General features: G+C 63.3%; 17 protein-coding genes and 3 tRNA genes. 17 read left to right on the top strand and 3 right to left on the bottom strand.

The annotated features are described in order from the left end of the window. The 5 genes from AC1RMD_RS05275 (at position 1) to AC1RMD_RS05255 (ending at position 6,862) form a co-directional block, all read left to right on the top strand. Positions 1-3,798, top strand: a complete 3,798-nt coding sequence (locus AC1RMD_RS05275; protein WP_492924322.1) for a GH36-type glycosyl hydrolase domain-containing protein — start codon at positions 1-3, stop codon at positions 3,796-3,798. Between the two features lie 12 nt (positions 3,799-3,810). Further along, the gene (locus tag AC1RMD_RS05270; RefSeq protein WP_492924320.1) at positions 3,811-4,890 is read left to right on the top strand and encodes an ABC transporter ATP-binding protein; all 1,080 of its coding nucleotides are present in this window, start codon (positions 3,811-3,813) and stop codon (positions 4,888-4,890) included. A gap of 88 nt (positions 4,891-4,978) precedes the next feature. Further along, the gene (locus AC1RMD_RS05265) at positions 4,979-5,266 is read left to right on the top strand and encodes an autorepressor SdpR family transcription factor (RefSeq protein ID WP_492924318.1); all 288 of its coding nucleotides are present in this window, start codon (positions 4,979-4,981) and stop codon (positions 5,264-5,266) included. After that, on the top strand, positions 5,263-5,898 hold the full coding sequence (locus AC1RMD_RS05260; RefSeq protein ID WP_492924316.1) for an SdpI family protein: 636 nt from the start codon (positions 5,263-5,265) through the stop codon (positions 5,896-5,898). Before AC1RMD_RS05265 ends, AC1RMD_RS05260 begins: the two co-directional genes overlap by 4 nt. 13 nt (positions 5,899-5,911) lie before the next feature. Continuing rightward, positions 5,912-6,862 (top strand): alpha/beta hydrolase, encoded by a 951-nt coding sequence (locus AC1RMD_RS05255; protein WP_492924314.1) that lies wholly within the window; start codon positions 5,912-5,914, stop codon positions 6,860-6,862. 17 nt (positions 6,863-6,879) lie between these two features. Here the strand turns inward: AC1RMD_RS05255 and uvrB are convergent, their stop codons facing one another. Next, on the bottom strand, positions 6,880-8,952 hold the full coding sequence (uvrB, locus tag AC1RMD_RS05250; RefSeq protein ID WP_492924312.1) for an excinuclease ABC subunit UvrB: 2,073 nt from the start codon (positions 8,950-8,952) through the stop codon (positions 6,880-6,882). A 113-nt stretch (positions 8,953-9,065) separates the two neighbouring features. Between uvrB and AC1RMD_RS05245 the strand changes: the two genes are divergently transcribed. The 4 genes from AC1RMD_RS05245 (at position 9,066) to AC1RMD_RS05230 (ending at position 12,074) form a co-directional block, all read left to right on the top strand. Next, positions 9,066-10,268, top strand: coding sequence for an amino acid aminotransferase (locus AC1RMD_RS05245; protein ID WP_492924310.1), 1,203 nt, complete (start codon positions 9,066-9,068; stop codon positions 10,266-10,268). 52 nt (positions 10,269-10,320) lie between these two features. Next, positions 10,321-10,396: transfer RNA gene (locus tag AC1RMD_RS05240), tRNA-Asn, on the top strand. Positions 10,397-10,567: 171 nt separating this feature from the next. After that, on the top strand, positions 10,568-11,938 hold the full coding sequence (locus AC1RMD_RS05235; RefSeq protein ID WP_492924308.1) for an HD-GYP domain-containing protein: 1,371 nt from the start codon (positions 10,568-10,570) through the stop codon (positions 11,936-11,938). Positions 11,939-11,998: 60 nt separating this feature from the next. Continuing rightward, positions 11,999-12,074: transfer RNA gene (locus AC1RMD_RS05230), tRNA-Asn, on the top strand. 51 nt (positions 12,075-12,125) lie between these two features. Here the strand turns inward: AC1RMD_RS05230 and AC1RMD_RS05225 are convergent. Further along, a complete protein-coding gene (locus AC1RMD_RS05225) occupies positions 12,126-12,965 on the bottom strand; it encodes a substrate-binding periplasmic protein (RefSeq protein ID WP_492924306.1) in 840 nt (279 codons plus the stop codon). 203 nt (positions 12,966-13,168) lie between these two features. On the opposite strand from AC1RMD_RS05225, the gene AC1RMD_RS05220 reads away from it, so the two are divergent. The 4 genes from AC1RMD_RS05220 (at position 13,169) to AC1RMD_RS05205 (ending at position 16,087) form a co-directional block, all read left to right on the top strand. Then, positions 13,169-14,503, top strand: coding sequence for an ATP-binding protein (locus tag AC1RMD_RS05220; protein ID WP_492924304.1), 1,335 nt, complete (start codon positions 13,169-13,171; stop codon positions 14,501-14,503). A 143-nt stretch (positions 14,504-14,646) separates the two neighbouring features. After that, positions 14,647-15,267: a choice-of-anchor C family protein gene (locus AC1RMD_RS05215; RefSeq protein WP_492924302.1), complete on the top strand. Its 621-nt coding sequence runs from the start codon at positions 14,647-14,649 to the stop codon at positions 15,265-15,267. A gap of 59 nt (positions 15,268-15,326) precedes the next feature. After that, a tRNA-Asn gene (locus tag AC1RMD_RS05210) sits at positions 15,327-15,402 on the top strand. A gap of 391 nt (positions 15,403-15,793) precedes the next feature. Beyond that, positions 15,794-16,087 carry a BrnA antitoxin family protein gene (locus AC1RMD_RS05205; RefSeq protein ID WP_492924300.1) on the top strand — a complete coding sequence of 98 codons (294 nt, stop codon included), beginning with the start codon at positions 15,794-15,796 and terminating at the stop codon, positions 16,085-16,087. Between the two features lie 10 nt (positions 16,088-16,097). Here AC1RMD_RS05205 and AC1RMD_RS05200 read toward each other — a convergent pair whose 3' ends face one another. Beyond that, entirely contained in the window at positions 16,098-16,925 is an 828-nt protein-coding gene (locus AC1RMD_RS05200) for a substrate-binding periplasmic protein (RefSeq protein WP_492924298.1), read from the bottom strand. Positions 16,926-17,172: 247 nt separating this feature from the next. On the opposite strand from AC1RMD_RS05200, the gene AC1RMD_RS05195 reads away from it, so the two are divergent. The 4 genes from AC1RMD_RS05195 (at position 17,173) to AC1RMD_RS05180 (ending at position 22,737) form a co-directional block, all read left to right on the top strand. Further along, positions 17,173-17,391 carry a hypothetical protein gene (locus tag AC1RMD_RS05195; protein WP_492924296.1) on the top strand — a complete coding sequence of 73 codons (219 nt, stop codon included), beginning with the start codon at positions 17,173-17,175 and terminating at the stop codon, positions 17,389-17,391. A 3-nt stretch (positions 17,392-17,394) separates the two neighbouring features. Then, positions 17,395-18,090, top strand: a complete 696-nt coding sequence (locus tag AC1RMD_RS05190) for a DUF3334 family protein (protein WP_492924294.1) — start codon at positions 17,395-17,397, stop codon at positions 18,088-18,090. Between the two features lie 128 nt (positions 18,091-18,218). Then, the gene (locus tag AC1RMD_RS05185) at positions 18,219-20,234 is read left to right on the top strand and encodes a methyl-accepting chemotaxis protein (RefSeq protein WP_492924292.1); all 2,016 of its coding nucleotides are present in this window, start codon (positions 18,219-18,221) and stop codon (positions 20,232-20,234) included. Positions 20,235-20,550: 316 nt separating this feature from the next. Continuing rightward, positions 20,551-22,737 carry a TonB-dependent receptor gene (locus AC1RMD_RS05180; protein WP_492924290.1) on the top strand — a complete coding sequence of 729 codons (2,187 nt, stop codon included), beginning with the start codon at positions 20,551-20,553 and terminating at the stop codon, positions 22,735-22,737. Positions 22,738-22,782: the final 45 nt, after the last annotated feature.

The following is a 22,782-nucleotide window of genomic DNA, read 5'->3' as shown; positions in this document are numbered from 1 at the left end:
ATGACCACTCCTGAACTGTCGCGTCACGCGCAACTGCTGTCCAACGGCAGCTTTACCACCTTGATCAGCGGCGCCGGCACCGGTTTCAGTCGCGTTGGCGAGTCCATGCTGTCACGCTGGAACGGTGACCGCATCGAGGATGCGGAAGGCTACTTCTTCTATCTGCGGGACGCAGGGAGTGGCCAGCTATGGTCGCTGGGCGCGCAGCCCGGCGCCGGCGTCGCCGCCGGCTTGCGGCGCTCCGCCGGTGGCGACGCCGGCAGCTGCTGGATCGACGTCGTCGCCCATGGCATCGGGGCGCGGATGGAAGTGGCCGTCGATCCGCTGCGTGATGTGGAGCTGCGCAGCGTCTTGTTGAGTAATCTGTCGGACCGCGAACGCACCATCGAACTGACCAGCTACCTGGAGGTTGTGCTGAACCGCCAGTCCGACGAGGCTGCGCATCCGGCGTTCTCCAAGCTGTTCGTGCAGACCGAACACGACGACGCCACTGGCGCCTTGCTGGCGCGGCGGCGCCCTCGTGGCGAGGGGGAGGCAGGTTTATGGATGGTGCATGCCGCAGCCGGTGGCGCTGCGGCAGGATACGAAACGGACCGCACCCGCTTTATTGGTCGCGGCCGCGACCTGCGCGCGCCAGCGGGATTGGATGGCGAGTTGTCCGGCAACGCCGGCAATGTGCTCGATCCGGCCTTCAGCCTGCGTCGCAGCGTGGTGCTCGGGCCGGACGAACAGGTGCGCCTGGTCTTCATGCTGGGCGCGGCGCCGGGCCGCGAACAGGCGTTGGCGTTGACAGCCGCCATCGATGGCGCTGGGCAGCCGCTGTTCGCCGCCGCGCGCGCCGCCGGCACGGCACTGCAGCAGCGGATCGGGCTCAGTGATACGCAGGCCGAGTATTGCCATCGCCTGGCGGGCGCCATGTTGTACGGCCAGTCGGCCGTGCGGGTGCCGGCTTCCACGGCGGCCATTGCCAGCGCGGTGTTCAGCGCGGCGACAGGTGTCGCGCAAGGTTCCGACTTGCCGGCGGGCCCGATGATACTGCTGCGCAGCGTGGGCCGCGTCGATTCCAGTGTCGATTTTGTGCTGCGCGCGCGCCGCTACTGGGCCGCGTTGGGTCTGCCGCTGAACGTGCTGCTGCTGACGGCCGACGGCAATTGGCCGCAGCAGGAAGGTGTCTACCAGCGCAAGCCCGACGATATCGCTCCAGCTGAGATGGCGAGCATTGAATTGAATGCCTTGCTGATCGTGCGTGGTGGCTTGCCCGCGCTCGGCGATGTCGATGGCGCGGCCTGTGCGCCGGCAGCGCCGCCTGAAGCGCGCGCCGACGGCCCGGCATTACCGCCGGGCCGTTCGCTGCTGCGGTTCTTTAACGGCAACGGCGGCTTCTCCGACGCCGGCGATGAGTATGTGATCCGCCTGGACTGGAATGCGCAGCGCGGGCTGCACCGGCCGCCGCTGGCCTGGAGTAATGCCATCTCCAACGAAAATTTCGGTTTCCTGGTCAGCGAAAGCGGCGCAGGCTACACATGGAGCCGCAACAGCCGCGTGCATCGCCTGACGCCGTGGCACAACGACCCTATCCGCGATCCGCACGGCGAAGCCGTGTATCTGCGCGACGAGGACAGCGGAGCATTCTGGTCGCCGCTTCCCGGCCCGGCGCCCGCCGGCGCCGGCTACGAAGTGGCGCACGGCTTCGGCTATTCACGGTTCAATCATGTCAGTCACGAACTTGAGCAGGAAACCGTGATGTTCGTGCCGCGCCATGATCCGGTCAAGATTGTGCGCGTCCGCGTGAGCAATCGCGGCGCCGCCGCGCGCCGTTTATCGTTGTTCTCATACCAGCGCCTGGTGTTGGGCGGCACGCCGGCCGACTCCAGCCGCTTCGTCGTCACCGAACATGACGCCAGCGGCGTGCTGCTGGCCCACAATCCGTTGGCCGGCCAGTTTGCCGACGGCGTGACTTTCGCGGCCGTATTGGCTGGCGCCGGCGCCACCGTTCACTACAGCGCCGACCGCGCAGCCTTCATCGGCCGCCACGGCAGCCCGGCAAATCCTGCCGCGCTGGCGGCGCCGCGACTCGACGGCGTCACCGGCGCCGGCCTTGATCCCTGTGCGGCGCTCCAGGCGGTGCACGAACTGGCGCCTGGCGCCACGCTGGAATGCATATTCCTGCTGGGAGAAACGGTGGAGCGCAAGGCGGCGCTGGACCTGGTGCAGCGCTACAGGGCGCCGGGCGCGGTGCAGACGGCGTTCGACGAGATCACCGCGTTCTGGCGTCATACCGTGGGCGCGGTGCAGGTGACGACGCCCGCGCCCGCGGTGGACCTGATGCAGAATGGCTGGCTGGCCTATCAGAACCTGAGCTGCCGTATCTGGGGCCGCTCGGCCTTCTACCAATCCGGCGGCGCGCTGGGTTACCGCGACCAGCTACAGGACTCCAGCGCGATGATCTACGCCCGCCCCGACCTGACGCGCCAGCAGATCCGCATCCACGCAGCGCACCAGTTTGTGGAAGGCGACGTGCTGCACTGGTGGCACACGGCGCCGTTGGAACAGGGCCTGCGCACGCGCTTCTCGGACGACCTGTTATGGCTGCCGTATGTCACCGCCTTCTACATCAACACCACCGGCGACTGGAGCGTGCTCGATGAAGTCGAACCCTTCCTCACCGCGCCTCTGCTGGAGGCGGGCGAGGACGAGATCTACCTGAAGCCGGAACTGTCCGGCTTCAGCGGCGACGTCTACGAGCATTGCTGCCGCGCGCTGGACCGCTCGCTGACCCAGGGTGTGCATGGGCTGCCGCTGATGGGCACCGGCGACTGGAACGACGGCATGAACCGCGTCGGCCGCGAAGGGCGCGGCGAGAGCGTATGGATGGGATTTTTCCTGTCGCGCATCATCAAGGACTTTCTGCCGATCTGCGAGCGACGCGGCGACAGCACGCGCGTGATGTTCTACCGCGCCTATCACGACCACCTCGACCAGGCGCTGAACGCCGACGGCTGGGATGGCGAGTGGTACCGCCGCGCCTTCTACGATAACGGCGCGGTGATCGGCTCCAGGGACAGCGACGAGTGCCAGATCGATGCGCTGGCGCAGGCCTGGGCCATCATCTCGGAAGTGGCGCCGCCGGAGCGCGCCAGGCAGGCGCTCGACGCGATGGAACAGCGCCTGGTGTCCGTGCCGGACAAGCTGATACGCCTGCTGACGCCAGCTTTCGTCAATACGCCCAACGATCCCGGTTACATCAAGGGCTACGTGGCCGGCGTGCGCGAGAACGGCGGCCAGTACACGCACGCCGCCTGCTGGGCGGTGCGGGCGATGGCCGAGGCGGGACGCCGCGACCGCGCCGCCGCGCTGCTGGAGATGCTCAGCCCCGTCAGCCACGCGCTGGACCCGGCGGCGGTGGCCGTGTATCAGGTCGAGCCCTATGTGATCGCCGCCGACATCTACGGCGAAGCGCCGCACGTCGGGCGCGGCGGCTGGACGTGGTACACCGGCTCGTCGGGCTGGATGTACCGGGTGGGATTGGAGTCGGTGCTTGGTTTCCGTATCGAGGGCGGCAATACGATCGTGATGGCGCCCCGCATTCCGGACGAATGGCCGGAGTTCACCATCCAGCACCAACTGCCGGATGACGGCGGCAGCTACGAGATCATTGTGCGCAATCCGCAGCGCAGCGCCGGTGCGGTATTGAGCGCCACGCTCGATGGTGCGTCGCTGGTGGTGCATGACGGCGTGGCGCGCATACCGATGCGGCGCGACGGTGCGGCGCATCGCGTCGAACTGGTGTTGGGCTAACAGGGGAACGGCATGGCTGGACTGGAAATACAAGGCATCAAGAAAGGGTTTGGCCAGCAGCAGATCTTGCGTGGTATCGACCTGAGCATCGCCGACGGCGAGTTTGTGGTGTTCGTCGGCCCATCCGGCTGCGGCAAGTCGACGCTGTTGCGCACCATCTGCGGACTGGAAAACAGCGACGAAGGCGCGGTACTGATCGGCGGTAAAAACATGACCGACGTGGCGCCCGCCGCGCGCGGCATCGCCATGGTGTTCCAGAGCTATGCGCTGTATCCGCACATGACGGTGTACGACAATATGGCCTTCGCGCTGAAGCTGGCTGGCCTGCCGCAAGATGAAATCCGCAGCAAGGTGACGCAGGCGGCCGCCATCCTGCGCATCGAACCGCTATTGCAGCGCAAGCCCAAGGAGCTGTCCGGCGGCCAGCGGCAGCGGGTGGCGATAGGCCGCGCCATCGTCCGCCAGCCGCAGGTGTTCCTGTTCGACGAGCCGCTGTCGAATCTGGATGCGGCGTTGCGGGTGCAGATGCGCATCGAGTTGAAGAACCTGCACCGCACCTTGCGCAGCACGATGATCTATGTGACCCACGACCAGGTGGAGGCGATGACCCTGGCCGACCGTATCGTGGTGCTGCGCGGCGGCGTGGTGGAGCAGGTGGGGGCGCCGCTGGATTTGTACCAGCGGCCCGCCAACCGCTTCGTGGCGGGTTTCCTCGGTTCTCCGGCGATGAATTTCATTGACGGCACGGTGGAGCAGCTGGCGCCGACAACGATGTCGGTGCGGCTGGCCGGCGGTGCGTTGGCGCAGGTGGCGTTGCGCGCCGGCCTGGCTGTGGGCGATGGCATCACGCTGGGCGTGCGCGCCGAGCACATGGCGCTGGAAGCTATGGGCGGCGAGGGCATCGCCGTCACGGTACTGGCGGCGGAGCTGCTGGGCGATGCCAGCTATGTCTACCTGACGCCGGATGGCGGCACGACGCAATTCATCGCCCGTACCGACCCCGAGGTACGCTGGCGGAACGGGCAGGTGGCGGTGGTGCGTGTCGAGCCGGCGCGCTGGCATGTGTTCGACGGCGCTGGCCTGGCCATCTAGCCCGGCAAGGCGGCAGCGAATATCGCTTGACCGCCGGTTTTTATCGGTCTATATTTAGATGACTGTCTAATTAGATGACTGCCTTAATATGAATGCTTCCAACAACGCCTTCAAGGCCATCGCCGATCCGGCGCGGCGCGAGATACTGCGCCTGCTGCGTTCCGGCGAGATGACGGCTGGCGACCTGGCGGCGCATTTCGACATGAGCAAGCCGACCATGTCGCATCACTTCGCGGTGCTGGCCGACGCCGACCTGATTACGCGCCGCCGCGAAGGGCAGACCATCTGGTACGGCTTGAACACCACGGTGCTCCAGGATGTGCTGTCATGGATGATGGACCTGGCCGGCGCTGAAACCAAAGGGAGGAAGAAGTGAAAACTCGTTATCTGCTGTTTTGCGCCTTGCTGATCGCTGTCGCCAGCGCGGCCACCGTCTACTTCTGGCCGCAGCTGCCCGCGCAAGTGCCGGTGCACTGGAACGCCGGCGGCGTGGCCGACGGCTATGGTCCCAAGGCGGCCTTATGGCTGCTGGGTCCCGGCATGATGGCGATGGTGGCGTGGCTGGGCGTGGTGATGCCGGCGATCTCGCCGCACCGCTTCGAGATCGGCGGCTTCGAGCCGACCTACTACTACGTGAGCGGCGTCGTGGTCGGCCTGCTTGCCTATGTCTACGCGCTGGTGCTGGCCGCCTCGCTGCATGTCCAGGTGCCGATGGGGACGGCCATCCCGGCCGGCATGTTCGTGCTGCTTGTCCTGGCCGGCAACCCGATGGGCAAGGTGCGCCGCAACTTCTTCATGGGCATCCGTACGCCGTGGACGCTGGCCAGCGAGCGCGTCTGGTACGCCACGCACCGGCTGGCTGCGCGGCTGATGGTGGCCAGCGGCTTGCTGGGACTGTTCGCCCTCTGGCTGGGCGCCCCGATATGGGCCTTGCTGGCGCTGATGCTGGCCTGGGCGCCGCTGGCGGTGGGCTACTCGCTGCTGCTCTACAAACGTGTTCCTCATTGATCGGAGAATTGGTATGCGCTTCAAGCTATTGCTGTCTTTGTTGATGTTGTCGTTGTCGGCCCATGCGGCCCAGCGGCCGGTGTCGCTGGATGTGGGTGGCGGCACCTTGTATGGAACGGAGCTGCTGCCCGACGGCGGCGGCAAGTTCCCGGTGGTGCTGCTGCACGCCGGTTCCGGCCCGACTGACCGCGACGGCAACAACAAGCTGCTGCCGGGGCCCAACGATGCGCTGCGCATGGTGGCCGAGGCGCTGGCCCAGCGCGGCATCGCCTCGGTGCGCTACGATAAACGCGCGATAGGCGCCAGCGCGCTGCCGGTGTGGAAGGAACAGGACCTGCGCCTGGACGACTACATCGACGACGCCACCGCCTGGCTGCGCAAGCTGCGCGCCGATCCGCGCTTCTCGCGCGTGGTGATGGCGGGGCATAGCGAAGGCGCGCAGATCGCCGCCGAGGCCTGCAGGCAGGCCGCCACCGATGCCTGCGTGCTGATCGCCGGCGCCGGCCATCCGCTCGACGACATCCTGCGCGAGCAGCTCAAGTCCAAGCTGCCGCCGGCGCTGGAGGCGCAGAACGAACGCATATTGGTAGCGCTCAAGCAGGGCAAGACGGTGGACGATGTGCCCCCGGGCCTGATGATGTTGTACCACCCGTCGGTGCAGCCGTATCTGATTTCATCGCTGAAGCGCGATCCGCGCACGGCGATCGCGGCGTTGACGATGCCGGTGCTGATCCTGCAAGGCACGTCCGACATCCAGGTGCCGGCGTCGGAAGCGACGGTACTGGCGGCGGCCGCGCCGCGCGCCAGGCTGGTGGTGGTGGAGGGCATGAACCATCTGCTGAAGTTGGTCGGCGACGATGAGGCCAAGCAGAGGAAATCCTACGGCAGCCCCGAGTTTTCGGTGGCGCCGCAGCTGATCGACGCCTTGAGCAGCTTCGTCAAGGCGCCGTCGGCAGGCAAATAAATAAAGGACTACAACCTTCAGGCGATATTGTCCGCCCCCGGCGCGCCGAACAGCTGCCGTTTGAGCTGATGCAGCTGGTCGCGCACCTGCGCGGCCTTTTCGAACTCCAGGTTCTTGGCGTGATCGAGCATGGCCTTCTCCAGGCGCTTGATCTCCTTGCTGATCTGCTTCTCGCTCATGGATTCGTACTTGGCCGTCTCCTGCGCCACTTGCAGTTCTTCGCGCGCCTCCTGTGGGCTGAAGACGCCGTCGATCATGTCGCGGATCACCTTGTGCACGCCGCGCGGCACGATGCCGTTGGCGGTGTTGAAGGCGATCTGCTTGGCGCGGCGGCGCTCCGTCTCGCCGATGGCGCGTTCCATCGAATCGGTCATGCGGTCGGCATACAGCAGCGCCACGCCGTTCAGGTTACGGGCGGCGCGGCCGATGGTCTGGATCAGCGAACGTTCGGAGCGCAGGAAGCCTTCCTTGTCGGCGTCCAGGATCGCCACCAGCGACACCTCCGGCAAATCCAGGCCTTCGCGCAGCAGGTTGATCCCCACCAGCACGTCGAAGGTGCCGAGGCGCAGGTCGCGCAGCAGCTCGACCCGTTCCACCGTCTCGATATCGCTGTGCAGGTAGCGCACCTTGATGCCGTGATCGCTCAGGTATTCGGTCAGCTGTTCCGACATGCGCTTGGTCAGCGTGGTCACCAGCACGCGCTCGTTCTTGGCGACGCGCAGCGTGATCTCGGACATCAGGTCGTCCACCTGCGAGCTGGCCGGACGCACGATGATCAGCGGGTCCACCAGGCCGGTCGGACGCACCACCTGCTCGACCACCTGGTCGGCGTGGGTGCGTTCGTATTCGGCCGGGGTGGCGGAGACGAACACCGTCTGCCGCATTTTCTGCTCGAACTCCTCGAACTTCAGCGGCCGGTTGTCCATCGCCGACGGCAGGCGGAAGCCGTAGTCCACCAGGTTGGCCTTGCGCGAACGGTCGCCGTTGTACATGGCGCTCAGCTGGCCGATCAGCACGTGCGACTCGTCGAGGAACATCAGCGCGTCCTTCGGCAGGTAGTCGACCAGCGTCGGCGGCGGCTCGCCGGGCAGGGCGCCGCTCAGGTGGCGCGAGTAGTTCTCGATGCCCTTGGTGAAGCCGATCTCGCTCATCATCTCCAGGTCGAAGCGGGTGCGCTGTTCCAGGCGCTGCTCTTCGATCAGCTTGTTCTCCTTGCGGTAGAACTCCAGCCGCTCGCGCAGCTCCACCTTGATGGTCTCGATCGCGCGCAGCACGGTCGAACGCGGCGTGACGTAGTGCGAACCGGGATAGACGGTGAAGCGCGGGATCTTCTGCTTGACGCGGCCGGTCAGCGGATCGAACAGCTGGATCGATTCCAGCTCGTCGTCGAACAGGTCCAGGCGCACCGCCAGTTCCGCATTCTCGGCCGGGAAGATGTCGAGCGTGTCGCCGCGCACGCGGAAGGTGCCGCGGCCGAAGTCCACTTCGTTGCGGGTGTACTGCATCTGGATCAGGCGGGCGATGATGTCGCGCTGCGACACGCGGTCCTTGGCGCGCAGCGTCAGGATCATCTGGTGGTACTCGGTCGGGTTACCGATACCGTAGATCGCCGACACGGTGGCGACGATGATGACGTCGCGCCGCTCCATCAGCGACTTGGTGCACGACAGGCGCATCTGCTCGATGTGCTCATTGATGGACGAATCCTTTTCAATGAACAGGTCGCGCTGCGGCACGTAGGCCTCCGGCTGGTAGTAGTCGTAGTAGGAGACGAAGTACTCGACCGCGTTCTCCGGGAAGAATTCGCGGAACTCCGAATACAGCTGCGCGGCCAGCGTCTTGTTCGGCGCGAACACGATGGCGGGACGGCCCTTGCGGGCGATCACGTTGGCCATCGTGTAGGTCTTGCCGGAACCGGTCACGCCGAGCAGCGTCTGGAAGGACAGGCCGTCGTCGATACCCTCGCACAGCAGGTTGATCGCGGTGGGCTGGTCGCCGGCCGGCGGGAAGGGTTGGTGCAGCTTGAACGGCGAGTCCGGGAAGGTAACTACCGTTGCGTTTGGGGTGTCTACTACTGGTAAATCAGCCATCTTGTCCGACCTTTGTTAAAATAATGGCCTGCCAGCGGCCTGAAGCAGTTTTTCATTGGACGCTGTCTACCTTCAACCGCTGCGTATCGCCTCCAATCGAATCCAATCTTATCATGACGAATCCTAGCTTGTTCAGCGCCATCGACATGGCCCCACGCGACCCTATCCTGGGCATTACCGAAGCCTTCAACGCCGACCAGAATCCGGCCAAAATCAATCTGGGCGTAGGCGTCTATTATGACGACAACGGCAAAGTACCGCTGCTGTCGTGCGTGCAGAAGGCGGAAGAAATCCTGATCGCCACGCCTGCGCCGCGCACCTACCTGCCGATCGAAGGCCTGGCTGCCTACGACAAGGCGGTGCAGGAGCTGGTGTTCGGCGCCGACAGCGCCGTGATTCAAGAGAAGCGCGCCGTGACCGTGCAAGCGATCGGCGGCACCGGCGCACTGAAGATCGGCGCCGACTTCCTGAAGCGCTTCGCGCCGGATTCGCAGGTCTACATCAGCGACCCAAGCTGGGAGAACCACCGCGCGCTGTTCGAAAGCGCCGGCTTCGTCGTCAACAACTACGCCTACTACGATGCGGCCACCCACGGCGTGAACTTCGCCGGCATGCTGGCCGACCTGAAGGCCATGCCGCGCGGCTCCATCGTGCTGCTGCACGCCTGCTGCCACAACCCGACCGGCGCCGACCTGAGCTCGGCCCAGTGGGATGAAGTAATCGCGGCAGTGACCAATGGCGGCCTGGTGCCGTTCCTGGACATGGCTTACCAGGGCTTCGGCGCCGGCATCGCCGAAGACGGCGCCGTGGTGCGCCGCTTCGCCGCCGCCGGCGGTCCGCTGCTGGTGTCGAACTCGTTCTCGAAGTCGTTCTCGCTGTACGGCGAGCGGGTGGGCGCGCTGAGCGTGGTCGCCGCCAGCGGCGAAGAGGCGAGCCGTCTGATGTCGCAGCTCAAGCGCGTGGTGCGCACCAACTATTCGAATCCTCCGGTCCACGGCGGCAAAGTGGTGGCCACCGTGCTGACCACGCCCGAGCTGCGCCAGATGTGGGAAGACGAACTGGCCGGCATGCGCGTGCGCATCAAGGAAATGCGGGTAGCCTTCGTCGCCAAGCTGAAGGCCAAGGCCCCGGCCCATGATTTCGCCTTCGTCAGCGACCAGGTCGGCATGTTCTCGTACTCGGGCTTGAGCAAGGCGCAGGTCGAGCAGCTGCGCGCGCAGTCGATCTACGCGGTCGATACCGGCCGGATCTGCGTGGCCGCGCTCAATTCCCGTAACATTGACATCGTCATTGACGCGATCGCCAAAGTCCTTTAAAATCTTGCTTCTTCGGGTTGAGCGACTAAGCTTAACCTGAAAGCAGTGCTAATCCCTGATAGCTCAGTTGGTAGAGCGACGGACTGTTAATCCGCAGGTCCCTGGTTCGAGTCCAGGTCGGGGAGCCAGAATTCGAAAGCCGCATGTGTGCCTAAACGCCGCATGCGGTTTTTTTTCGTCCGCGACGGAGAATCTGGTTTTTATTTCTACGTAGTAATGTATATTGCCTTGCGGTAACTTCAGGACTATCATTTCGATAGTTGAAATCCCGGCCTCGCGCCGTTACCGGAAGGAACCCCATGTCAGCCCTGCACGCCACCCCTGTCAATCGCCACTACCTGGAAAAGGTGATGTCGGTGGCCGAAGTCATGGAGGTGGAGGTGATCGTCGACATTCTCGACGTGCGCGGCTTGAAGCTGGTCGCCAAGGGCACCCGGGTTACCCGCGCGCTCCAGGAAAAGCTGATCCTGCATAAATTGCGGCAACCGTTTGAAAGTTGCGTGCGGGCGAGCGGCAGCGTCGATGCGCGCGCCATCGTCGCCATCGCAAGCCGCCTGATCGATACCAGTCCGTCGGTGGCTCACATCGTGCGGGCCACCAGCAAGGGCGGCCCCTCGGTGCTGGCGCAGCTGGGGCGGCTGGAATTCGGCAGCGCGCTGGAGATGATGCTGACCGTGGCCGACCGCAGCGGCGCCCAGGCGCTGGAACACGCGGTGCTGGTCAGCCTGCTGTCCATCTGCATGGCGCAAAAGCAGAGCCTGAGCGAACAGGACCAGATGGTGGCCGGCCTGTCGGGCATGCTGCACGATATCGGCGAGCTGTACATCGCCCCCGCCCACCTGGCGCGCGGCAGGCGGCTGTTGCCGCATGAGTGGTCGCACGTGGTCGTGCATCCGCGCATCGGCCAGATGCTTATTGACGAGCTGGGCGGCTATCCGTTCGCGGTCGGCCGGGCGGTGGCCGAGCATCACGAGCGCTTCGACGGCAGCGGCTACCCGCGCCAGATCGGCGGCGAGCAGATCAGCGCGCCCGGCCAGGCGGTGGCGGTGGCGGAGATGATCGCCGGCCTGTTGTTGAAAGATCACCCGCTGGAACGGGCCGAGCTGGCGCTGAAGATCATCCCGGGCGAGCACTCGCACCAGTTGCTGTCGGCCATCTCGGGCGCGTTGCGGATGTCCGCCCCGGAAGCGGGTACCGATCCGGTTCCGGCGCAGGGCGGGGAGGGCGTGGGACGCTTGTTTGCCCGCATTGCGGCCATCCTCGACATCGGCGAGGGACTGACGGTGGGGGCGGCGGCGAAGTCGGCCTGCACGCTGCAACTGTTGCACAAGACGATGGAGCGGGTGCGCAATATCCGCCGCGCCTTCATCAGCACCGGCCTGGACGTGTATTTGCGGCCCGAGCCGGACCTGGGCGCCGGGACGGACCATATGTTGCTGTTCGAGCGCGAGGTGGCTTGCCGGGAAATTCAATGGCGGTTGCGCGACATCGCGCGCGACCTGGCGCTGCAAACCACGACCCCGGACGAGCGGCTGGCGATGGCGCCGCTGGTGCGCATGCTGGATGATGACCTGCCTGGCGCACCGGCCGGCGAGGCTGGTGTTGTCATGCCGCCAAGGCATTTGCACCCCGGCGCCGGCAAGGCGGGCGTACGGCGCCAGGGCGCCTGAGGAAAATTTTCCCCAAGGGGAAGCCAAATTGGCTGTGAGCAGCTATAATGTCGCCTCTTTTCCCTGATAGCTCAGTTGGTAGAGCGACGGACTGTTAATCCGCAGGTCCCTGGTTCGAGTCCAGGTCGGGGAGCCAGAATACAGAATAGCCCAGCCTTAACCGGTTGGGCTTTTTGCATTGCAGCGATTACCTGAGGAGTTTCCTGCATTTCTGTGGCGCCAGCTCCGGCCGGAAATGGCAATCCAGCGCGATGAAGAAGTCACGCGTCACGCCGTAATCGCGCTGGTAGCGCTCCAGGATGCGGTCGATCTCCCCGCTGGCGTAAAGTTGCGCAATGCCGCGCTCAAACACATCCCGCTGCGCCTCCGTGCGAAACCGCATCCAGTAGAATTTTCCCGGCCCCAGCACGTCGTGGTACGCCAGTTCCGTTTCGGCAATGCGGTGCTGGGGCAATTGCTGTCCGAGGTAATAGCGGAACACGTCAGGCTGGGAAATGATGATGTCTGTGCGGCCCAGCAGCAGGGCGCCTGAGGGCATGGTCACCGCCTCCCTGTAATGCGGATGATGCGCCGTCGCCGCGGCGTAGGCCGGCCCCAGTAGCATTTGCGCGTTGCGGAACGCGGTCACCCGATACTTTTTCAAGTCATCCATGCTTGCCAGCGTTGGAATCCGGCTGCGCACGGTGATCGCCATGTTGTGGAAATATGTAACCGGCCACCGGCTCAGATAACCATCCTGCGATTGCCGAGGCGCGGATGCCGTCGTAACGTCGAACACGCCTTGGCGAAATTGCTCTTCAAAACGCACATTGGGCAGGTAAAGGAATTCGACGGTGACGTGCTGCGATGCGAATGCGGCGCGCAGCACGTCGGCAAACAAACCGGATGCGCGGCCCGAAAGCACGAAGGGCGCGATCACGCTCTGCAGGCCTATCTTGACGGTGGTGGGGCTGGGACTGGCCGGCGCCTGCTCCGCGACGGGGCTCGCAGCGGCGGTCGCGGCAAAAACTACGGCGGTTAACCACATCGGCGCCCCCATCAGTCCAGTTAGCTTGTTTCATTATAGCCAGATTGTTTTCGGGTTTGCATCTCCTCATGGGAGGCGAATCCAACTGATGCCACCAGCGCGGCCGCATAATATTTCACAGATTTCCTGCAAATGGGCCTACCATTTGCCAATCAGCATGCAATTTGTGTCCCTTGTGCCGACTGATCAAGGAGCTTGCCCTCATGTTCCAACAACGTATCGTTTCTGACGATTTCCTGGGGAAGTGGCAGCAGACAACGAATGTGATGGCGGGCATCTTCGATGTGCCGGCCGGCTTGATCATGCGCGTCGGGGCGGAGCAGATCGAAGTGTTGGTGTCCAGCCACACGCCGGGCAATCCTTACGAAGCCTACGAGAAAGCCAACCTGCACACCGGCCTGTACTGCGAAACGGTGATGGCGACGCGGGCGCTGCTGCATGTGCCGCACGCGCTGGAGGATGAGCACTGGCAAGACAATCCCGATGTCGCGCTGAACATGATTTCCTATCTGGGGGTGCCGCTGCTATGGCCCGACAACGAAGTGTTCGGCACGATCTGCGTACTCGACAGCAAGAAGCGCTCATACCAGCAGCGTTACGTCGATTTGCTGTGGGAGATTAAGAAGGCGATCGAGGCGGATTTCAAGGTCATGGAGCAGCAGCAGAAATTGATCTCAAGCAATGCCGACCTGCTCAACGCCAACCACGCGCTGTCGCTCAGCAACGACGAGTTGAGGACGGCGCTGAACAAGATCGGCGCGATGCAAGCCGAATTGCTGCGCGCGGAAAAGATGTCGGCCCTGGGGAATCTGGTGGCGGGCGTCGCGCATGAGCTCAATACGCCGATCGGCAACGGCCTGATGGTCGCCAGCACACTTAAAAGCAACGTCGGCACGATCGCCAAGGAGCTGGAGGCGGGCGTGACGCGCAAACATATGCATGACTTCATTGGCGGCGTCGACCAGGGCGCCGATATCCTGCTGCACTGCCTGGGACGGGCGGCAGAGCTGGTGGACAGTTTCAAGCAGGTTGCGGTGGACCAGTCCAGCAAGCGCCGGCGTCAATTCGACCTGAAAAAGACATTCGGCGAGATCCTGGCGACCGTGGGGGCGCTCATCCGCCAGAGCGGCCACCAGGTACTGTGCGAGGTGGACGGCGACATCACCCTGGATAGCTACCCCGGCGCGCTCGAGCAGGCCATGCTCAATTTGGTCAACAATGCTTTGGTGCATGCCTTCCCCGACCGGGCGCAAGGCCAGATCCGCATCGCGGCCTGCCTGCATGCCGACGATTTTGTGGAAATCAGCGTTGCCGACGACGGCGTCGGCATCCCGCAAGCCAATCTGGTGCGCGTGTTCGAGCCCTTCTTTACCACCCGGCTGGGGCAGGGCGGTAGTGGCTTGGGGCTGCACGTGGTCTACAACCAGGTGACGACCGCCCTGTGCGGCGGCGTGCAGGTGGTTAGCGAGCCGGGCCGGGGCGCCTGTTTTACGCTGCGGGTGCCGCGCGTGGCGCCGCCAAGTCCGCCGCCCGCATAGTCCGGAAAGCGGCCAAACCCGGGACCTGTTGTTTTCAAGATGTTTCCAAAATGTAACCGTTGATGTTTCCTTGTTATCGTATACCATGACGTTAATTCTAGGAAATCCTAGTTGCCGTTGTGATACTAAATGGGGAAGACAACATGTTGAAAATTAAAAAACTGGCGGCAATCGCCGCGTTGGCCACGCTGGCTCCGCTGGCGCATGCATCGCCGGAGTTGATCGCCAATGGCGGCTTCGAGTCCGCCGCGAACGCTTTCAGCGGCAATTTCGTCACCTTTGGCTCCGGCCTGGATGGCTGGACCATCAACGCCGGCACGGTGGACCTGATCCGCAGCTACTGGCAGCCTGCCGGCGGCAGCTACAGCCTGGACCTGAACGGCGGCGGCGCCGGCACGATCTCCCAGTCGTTCGCCACCACGGTCGGCGCCACGTACAACGTCAGTTTCAGCCTGGCCGGCAACCATGACGGCGGCGGCGACAAGACCATCAGCGTTGGCGTGACCGATCCGCACAGCTACTCGTTCGCGCTGGCCGGCAGCTCGCACAGCGCCATGGGCTGGCAGACCGAAGGCTTCAGCTTCGTCGCCACCTCGGCCCTGAGCACGCTGACCTTCGCCGGCAGCCCAGCCAACTCCTACTATGGCGCGGCGCTGGACAACGTTTCGGTCACCGCTGCTGTGCCTGAGCCGGAAACCTATGCCATGCTGCTGGCCGGCCTGGGCCTGGTGGGCGCGATTGCGCGCCGCCGCCGCTCTGCATAAAAAAAATTCACGGCGGGGTCGCCAAATCCTTTTTGAGCGGATATAATTCGGGCCTCAATTCCCTGATAGCTCAGTTGGTAGAGCGACGGACTGTTAATCCGCAGGTCCCTGGTTCGAGTCCAGGTCGGGGAGCCAGAATTTAGCAGGATCAGAAAGCCCAGCCTTTACCGGTTGGGCTTTTTGCGTTTCCGAGCCCCATTTATTTGCGCATGGTGAGCACTACGGCGTAGCGCGCTGTTTGCTACGCGGGATTATTTACGAACTATTCGCCATGCCATGTAGTCATCTTGATTTTTTTTCAGATGGAGTAGCGCGTTTCGTTGATGCGCCTGCTTTAATTAATTGTATTAACAGATTATCCTTGTTGCTCGTTGGGCGCGGCAGGGTGTCGGCAAGCGCGGTGGCGCGCGCGTGACCTACTTCACGCGCCTTGCCAGAGGAGCGTTGGTGCTTCTGCTTGTGTACGCGAAGGCCAAGTTCGATAATTTACGGCCGGAGTTCCTGCTAAGGTTGAAGGGGAAGTTTGATGAACAAGCAAACCAGGCGAGCAATTGATTCTGAAACTGTCGAGTTTGAAGAGGCACTGCTGCGAAGTCTGGATCAAGCCATGCACGGCGAAGGACGAGTGACTACCCCACAACAGATTGTGGCCCGTCGTGGCCGTCCGATCGGAAGCGTCAAGGTCAAGCCCAAGGTGCCAACCACCATTCGCTTCGATCAAGACGTTCTCGATGCACTCAAAGCGAGTGGAAAAGGATGGCAAACTCGGGTGAACGACGCTGTGCGAGACTGGCTGGCTCGACAGTCAAAGACGGGCTGATTTCGGGTCCCTATTTCTCCTGCCGCAACGGCGGGAAGAGGAAGTATTCGGGATGTTGTCGTATCATCGCCGCCGTCTGCGGCGACAGCAGCGGATTGGGTAGATGAAACACCAGACGGTTCTTCATATTGTTGGCGAGCAGCGATTTGCTCCAGCGCTTGTCGAAGATCGCGTTGAAGCTGCCGTCCTCCAGCATCAGCCGCAAGCCCTTTTCGATGCGTTCGGCCAGCGCCTTCTTCGTCGGCGTGACAAAGAAAAACACCGGCGCCGGATAGGCGATCGCGATATTCCTCTCGATGGTCAGCTCGGGGTCCCGCTGCTTGGCCAGCTCCTCGTCGACCTCGTTCGCGCCCAGCGAAATGCCATCAAAGCGCCTGGCCTTCAGCATCAAGTACAGGGTTTCATACGAGGACGAGCTGACCACACGCAGCCCGGCCGCGGTCTTGATGGCCGCGTCCGGCCAATCCAGGCCTTGCCCGATGCTGATGGTCTTCAGGTCGTCGAGGGTCTTGATGCGGTCGAATTTGTCGAGCGCATCCTTGCGGATGATCAGCAGCCTGCTGCCGAGCAAGCCTTTCATCAACGGAATACGAACCGCGATCACGCCTTGCTCGCGCGCCATCGACGTCATGCTCCAGTAGATATCCAGGTCCTGGCCGGCCCGCAGCAGCGCAAACGCGCGGTCCTGGTTCATCCGGGTCTCCACCCAGCGCCATTGGTCGGGCTCGGGCCCGCGCGTCCTCGCCAGCGCCTCGGTCAGGAGCTCGACGATGTAACCCGCCCAAGGCTCGCGCTGGCTGAACTTCGGCACACGCAAGTCTTCGGCGTCGACGCGCATGCACACCAAGCTGACTAGTATTGCAAGAATTATTCGCATTGTTATGTCTCCCTGCTGGGCCGATTATAGGTGCACTCATCCATCCTGTGGTAGTCGGCGTGCGGAGGCGGCATGCGCTCGGCGTTAATTTCCAGCGTTGGGCTTTTTGCATTTTGGCACGCAAATCTCACCGAAATGCGCGATTCAGGTGGACGGGAATCTTGCACCTCGGTATTCTGAATCTTATTTCTGGCCGGAAGGAACAGCGATGGTCATCTCAGTCGAGGCGGTCGATCAGGTGCAGCGGGTGTGTGAGCTCGAGCGCGAAGTGGCGCTGTTGCGCCGCACCCTGGCCTCCCTGCCGGCCGGCGGCAGGGACCAGGAATGGAAAGATGAGGTCGTCCGCTTGCTGAGCGAAGTGGTCTTGTTCCGTCTCTCGCTGGACCAGGAAACCGTGCTTTCATCTTTTAAAAATAACCAGAGGTAGATCATGAGCGAGGAAAAGAAGGAAGTTGTGTACGGGACCGAAGACTTGTTGATGAGTCTGTGCAACTCGGTGACCCGTGTCTTGAACGTCGCCACCCAGAGCAAGGTCAATTATTCCGGCATGGTGCAGCGGATCACCAAGACCGGCCTCAAGCCCGATATCGGCTGTTTCGTGCTGTTCGACGGCGGCTTCACCGGGCTGGTGGTGCTGAACTTCGCGGCCGACACGGCCATGGAAATCTACGAGCGCTATATGCTGCACATGGGCATGCCGAAGTCCGAGCTGGCCAGTTCCCATACGTCGGACGAGGTGTCCAACATCATGGGCGAGCTGATGAACCAGATCGTCGGCGACTTCACCGGCAAGGTGCGGCGCGAGCTGCAGACCAATATCACGCAGAACCAGCCGAAGATGCTGGTGCTGACCAAGCAGGTGATGCTCAGCGTGGACACACCGTTGGATCGCCCTGAGATGCGGCGCGTCACGTTCTATACGGAAAAGAGTAATATCTTTTATCTGGAGCTCGCTATCGACCGTACCGAGTTCATTCGTTTGCACGATTTCGATTCCAGCGAGATCACCGATACGGACGCACTGATGGATCTGGAGCGCGGCAACCAGGGCGGCGGATCAAGCGCCCCGTCTGCTTCGGCGGAAGACGAGGCCAACGACGAGCTGCTGAGGTCGCTGGGCATGTAGTAGCGGCGATCGGTGACTTGTGTTATTAAAGCCACCACGACCGCCCGTGATAGGACTATGATCAAAAGCAAGAGGCCGTAATTGTCGGTTGGGTGCGGCCCGGTGACCTACACTCATGGAGGCGCGATATGGACAAGCACACCCTACTTGGCGGCCTGCGGCTCGGGCACAAGTTCCTGATCCTGAGCCTGATCGCACTGATCCTGGCAAGCATCCCCACCTGGCTGTACCTGCGCGAAGCGGCAAAGGGGCTGGATGCTTATCTGGGCGAGCGCGCCGGCATGCCGGCCGTGGTGGGCGGCCTGCGCATGGTGCAGCTGACCCAGCAGCATCGCGGCCTGGCGGCGCTGGTGCTGGGCGGCGTCACCTCGGACGACAAACGCGCCGCCAAGCAGCAGGAGGCCGACAGCGCCTACGCGGCCACCGATGCCCTGGTCAAAACGTTGCACGACGCTGCGCTCGATGCCGCCTGGGCGCAGGCGCGCAGCGACTGGCAGACCTTGCGCTCCCAGGTTTCTTCAAAAAGCCTGACGGTGCCGCAAAGCTACGCCGCCCATACCGCGCTGATGCCCAAGTTGCTGAAGGTGAACGACCTGATCGGCGACTACTACGGCCTCAGCCTCGATCCCGACCGCGACACCTATCAGCTGATCCAGGCCATGTTCTATCAGCTGCCCTATCTGTCCGAGGAGCTGGGCAAGACCCGCGCCAAGGGCGCCGGCCTGCTGGCGAAGAAGGAAGCCAGCCCGGCCGACAGGTTGCTGCTGTCGTCCATCGTCGCGCGCGTGACGGATCGGCTGGACCAGACGCTGACGGCGTTCGGCAAGGCGGCCCGCTACAACCCGGAGTTCGAAACCGCGCTGGCGCCAGCCATGCGCGAGGCTGCCCAGGCTGCCAACAAGATCACCGAGCTGGCCGTCCATGAGATCGTGCAGCCGGAGGCGCTGACCTATTCTGCCGAGAATTACGTGGTGTTGTCGACCCAGGCCATCGACCTGCAGTTCGCACTGAACGCCGTCGCCAGCAAGCAGCTCGACGCCCTGCTGGACGAAAAGATCCGCGCCTTCTACACCACCCGCTGGATGATGCTGGGCACCATGCTGGGCCTGGTGGCGCTGGCCGGCTATGTGGCGCTGCTGATTTCACGCTCGGTGACGCGGCCATTGAGCAACGCCATCGCCGTCGCCCAAAGCGTTGCGCGCGGCAACCTGGTGAGCGACTTCGACGTCGGCGCGCCCAACGAAGTGGGGCAGGTGCTGCGTGCGCTCAAGGATATGAACGACAGCCTGCGCGGCATCGTCGGCGACGTGCGGGGCAGCGTCGACCATATCAGCGCCGCCACGCGCGACATCGCCAGCGGCAATGCCGACGTGTCGGCACGGCTGGAATCGCAGGCCTCCAATCTGGAAGAGACCGCGTCATCGATGGAGCAGCTGACTTCCACCGTCAGGCAGAACGCCGACAACGCCCGCCAGGCCAACCAGCTGGTGATCAGCGCCGCCGATGTCGCCAGCCGCGGCGGCGAAGTGGTGTCGCAAGTGGTGCAAACCATGGGCGAGATCAACGAGAGTTCGCACAAGATCGTCGACATCATCAGCGTCATCGACGGCATCGCTTTCCAGACCAACATCCTGGCGCTGAACGCCGCCGTGGAGGCGGCGCGCGCGGGCGAGCAGGGCCGCGGCTTCGCGGTGGTCGCTTCCGAGGTGCGCAACCTGGCGCAACGTTCGGCCGCCGCCGCCAAGGAAATCAAGGAGTTGATCAACCGCAGTGTCGAGCGGGTCGAGGTCGGCAACCGGCTGGCCGACCAGGCCGGCGAGGCGATGGGCGAGATCGTCACCAGCGTGCAGCGCATCACCATCATCATGTCGGACATCGCGACCGCCTCGGCCGAGCAGGGCGCCGGCATCGAGCAGGTCAACGACGCCGTGACGCAGATGGACGACATGACCCAGCAGAACGCCGCCCTGGTCGAACAGACGGCGGCGGCCTCCGCCAGCCTGGAGGAGCAGGCCCAGGCCCTGGTCCAGGCGATGAGCCACTTCGTGCTCGGGAACGAGAAATCCGCCGCCGGCGCCGCTGCGCCGCGTCCGGCGGCAAGGCCTGTTGTGCAACAACAACGTTTGGCGATCCGGCATGGCTGAATAGGCAGCTTGATCGATCTGTCGTCCATACCGGTGCGGCGGGCTGAGTAGCCTTTTATTATTCAGTCCGCCCTCCTGATGCACCAAATTTCTAACAGTAAATTCCCATTTGCTTATATTGCCCTTGCAATACCTGCTATCAATGAAAGAAAATACCGCCTTTCTGCAAGACGGTGCATTCTAGACATCGAAAAACGGCCTCACCTCCGCTTGCGCCGCCACGGACACGATAGATGACCGGGTGGTATCAAAAAGAAAGAGAGAACAGGAGACACTGTTTTTAACTCTTTGCCTTACCTCAAAATCGGGAAATTGAATGATCAAACTGTCGAAGATGCACAAGCGCCTGCTGGCGCTGAGCGCCGTTATGCCTATCGGTACCGCCATGGCGCAAACCGCCGCCCAGCCGCAACTGGAAACCGTCACCGTCACCGCCCAGCGCCGTGCCGAAAACATCAAGGACGTGCCGGTCTCGGTGACGCTGTTGAAGGACGAGAAACTGGACGTGCTGCTGTCCGGCGGCCAGGACATCCGCCTGCTGGCCGGCAAAGTGCCGTCGCTGAACGTGGAATCGTCGAACGGCCGCACCTTCCCGCGTTTCTACATCCGCGGCTACGGCAATACCGACTTCAGCACCTTCGCTTCGCAGCCGGTGTCGCTGGTGTATGACGACGTGGTGCAGGAAAACGGCATCCTGAAAGGTTTCCCGATCTTCGACGTGGCTGGCGTGGAAGTGCTGCGCGGCCCGCAGGGCACGCTGTTCGGCCGCAACACCCCGGCCGGCGTGGTCAAGTTTGAATCCGAAAAGCCGAACACCAAGAAGATTGAAGGCTATTACAACCTGTCGTGGGCGACCCACAACACCATCAACGCCGAAGGCGCCGTCAACCTGCCGCTGAGCAGCGAATGGGCGATGCGCGTTTCGACCTTGCGCCAGCACCGCGACAACTTCGTCGACAACACCTTCACCAAACAGAACGATGCGCTGGAAGGCTACAACGAACACGCCGAGCGCGTGCAGTTCCTGTACACCCCGAGCACCACCTTCAGCGCCTTGTTCAATGTGCACTCGCGCACCACCGACGGCAGCGCCCGTCTGTTCCGCGCCAACCTGATCAAGAAGGGCAGCAACGACTTCGCCGACGGTTACAGCTTCACCAAGATCGCCACCAACGGCCAGAACACGCAGAGCCTGAGCACCAACGGCGCCAATGCCCGCCTGAGCTGGGACCTGGGCGCGGTCAAGCTGTTCTCGATCACCGGCTACGAAGCCGTGGACAATTACTACAGCCGCGGCGACATCGACGGCGGCAGCCCGGCCGGCCCTGGCTTCATTCCGTTCCAAGTGCAGACCGGCGGGGGCCTGAGCGGCCTGCAGCAGTACACCCAGGAATTCCGCGTCGAGTCGAAGAACCCGGGTCCGCTGAACTGGCAGACCGGCGTCTACTACTTCAAGGAAAGCGCCAGCGGTTACAGCGACAACTTCGACAGCAACACCCAGCTGCAAACCTCGCACCTGGCCAGCCACCAGAACAACACCGCTGCGGCAGTGTTCGGCTCGCTGACCTATGACCTGTCGGACCAATGGGTGCTGCGCGGCGGCCTGCGCTACACCCACGACAAGAAGGACTTCGCCACCGTTGAATCGTTCAACGTGACGCAGATCGGTCCCAAGTCGGTGGACGAGAGCAAGAACAAAGCCAACTGGGACCTGAGCGCGACCTACAAGATCAACAAGGACGTCAACGCCTACGCCCGCGTAGCGACCGGCTTCCGCGCGCCGAGTATCGCCGCCGCGTCGGCCTCGGTGCCGATCACCGTGGCCGATGCTGAAACCATCGTGTCGTACGAAGCCGGTATCAAGGCCGACCTGTTCAACCGCCGCGCCCGCGCATCGGTCAGCATCTACAACTACGACGTGAAGAACCAGCAGCTGACCGTGGTCGGCGGCACCTCGAACGTGACCAAGCTGATCAACGCAGCCAAGACCGTCGGTCGCGGCCTGGAAGCGGACTTCGAAGCCTTCGTGACGCCTGATTTCAAGGTCACCGCCGGCGGTTCGTACAACTTCACCAAGATCGAAGATGCATCGCTGTCGGTTGCCAAGTGCGGTTCGTGCACCGTGACCGACCCGCTGAACGCGGCCGGCCGCGTCAGCATCAACGGCAACCCGCTGCCGCAGGCGCCCAAGGTTATCCTGAACGCCACCGCGCGCTACAACTGGGCGCTGGCCGACGGCAACCTGTTCGTGCTGACCGACTGGGCTTACCGCAGCAAGATCAACTTCTTCCTGTACGAAGCCAAGGAATTCACCGGCAAGGCCATGGTTGAAGGCGGCCTGCGCGTGGGTTACAACTGGCAGGGCGGCAAGTATGAAGTGGCGGCGTTTGGTCGCAACATCACCAACACCGAGCGCATCATCGGCGCGATCGACTTCAACAACCTGACCGGTTTCGTCAACGAACCGCGCCAGTTCGGCGTGCAGTTCAAGGGTAGCTTCTGATTTTTTGGAAATTTGCCTGCTAGCCTAGACAGCTAGAAATTGGCC

It is taken from the genome of Duganella sp. GW822-FHT06D06 (assembly GCF_058799615.1).
This window is presented reverse-complemented; position numbering and strand designations above follow the sequence as displayed.

Excerpts from the sequence above, each read along its gene's own strand:
- AC1RMD_RS05255 (WP_492924314.1), top strand. The coding sequence starts at position 5,912 with ATGCGCTTCAAGCTATTGCTGTCTTTGTTGATGTTGTCGTTGTCGGCC.
- AC1RMD_RS05180 (WP_492924290.1), top strand. The coding sequence starts at position 20,551 with ATGATCAAACTGTCGAAGATGCACAAGCGCCTGCTGGCGCTGAGCGCC.
- AC1RMD_RS05270 (WP_492924320.1), top strand. The coding sequence starts at position 3,811 with ATGGCTGGACTGGAAATACAAGGCATCAAGAAAGGGTTTGGCCAGCAG.
- AC1RMD_RS05220 (WP_492924304.1), top strand. The coding sequence starts at position 13,169 with ATGTTCCAACAACGTATCGTTTCTGACGATTTCCTGGGGAAGTGGCAG.
- AC1RMD_RS05245 (WP_492924310.1), top strand. The coding sequence starts at position 9,066 with ATGACGAATCCTAGCTTGTTCAGCGCCATCGACATGGCCCCACGCGAC.
- AC1RMD_RS05190 (WP_492924294.1), top strand. The coding sequence starts at position 17,395 with ATGAGCGAGGAAAAGAAGGAAGTTGTGTACGGGACCGAAGACTTGTTG.
- AC1RMD_RS05275 (WP_492924322.1), top strand. The coding sequence starts at position 1 with ATGACCACTCCTGAACTGTCGCGTCACGCGCAACTGCTGTCCAACGGC.
- AC1RMD_RS05205 (WP_492924300.1), top strand. The coding sequence starts at position 15,794 with ATGAACAAGCAAACCAGGCGAGCAATTGATTCTGAAACTGTCGAGTTT.
- AC1RMD_RS05215 (WP_492924302.1), top strand. The coding sequence starts at position 14,647 with ATGTTGAAAATTAAAAAACTGGCGGCAATCGCCGCGTTGGCCACGCTG.
- uvrB (WP_492924312.1), bottom strand. The coding sequence starts at position 8,952 with ATGGCTGATTTACCAGTAGTAGACACCCCAAACGCAACGGTAGTTACC.
- AC1RMD_RS05195 (WP_492924296.1), top strand. The coding sequence starts at position 17,173 with ATGGTCATCTCAGTCGAGGCGGTCGATCAGGTGCAGCGGGTGTGTGAG.
- AC1RMD_RS05235 (WP_492924308.1), top strand. The coding sequence starts at position 10,568 with ATGTCAGCCCTGCACGCCACCCCTGTCAATCGCCACTACCTGGAAAAG.
- AC1RMD_RS05185 (WP_492924292.1), top strand. The coding sequence starts at position 18,219 with ATGGACAAGCACACCCTACTTGGCGGCCTGCGGCTCGGGCACAAGTTC.
- AC1RMD_RS05225 (WP_492924306.1), bottom strand. The coding sequence starts at position 12,965 with ATGTGGTTAACCGCCGTAGTTTTTGCCGCGACCGCCGCTGCGAGCCCC.
- AC1RMD_RS05200 (WP_492924298.1), bottom strand. The coding sequence starts at position 16,925 with ATGCGCGTCGACGCCGAAGACTTGCGTGTGCCGAAGTTCAGCCAGCGC.
- AC1RMD_RS05265 (WP_492924318.1), top strand. The coding sequence starts at position 4,979 with ATGAATGCTTCCAACAACGCCTTCAAGGCCATCGCCGATCCGGCGCGG.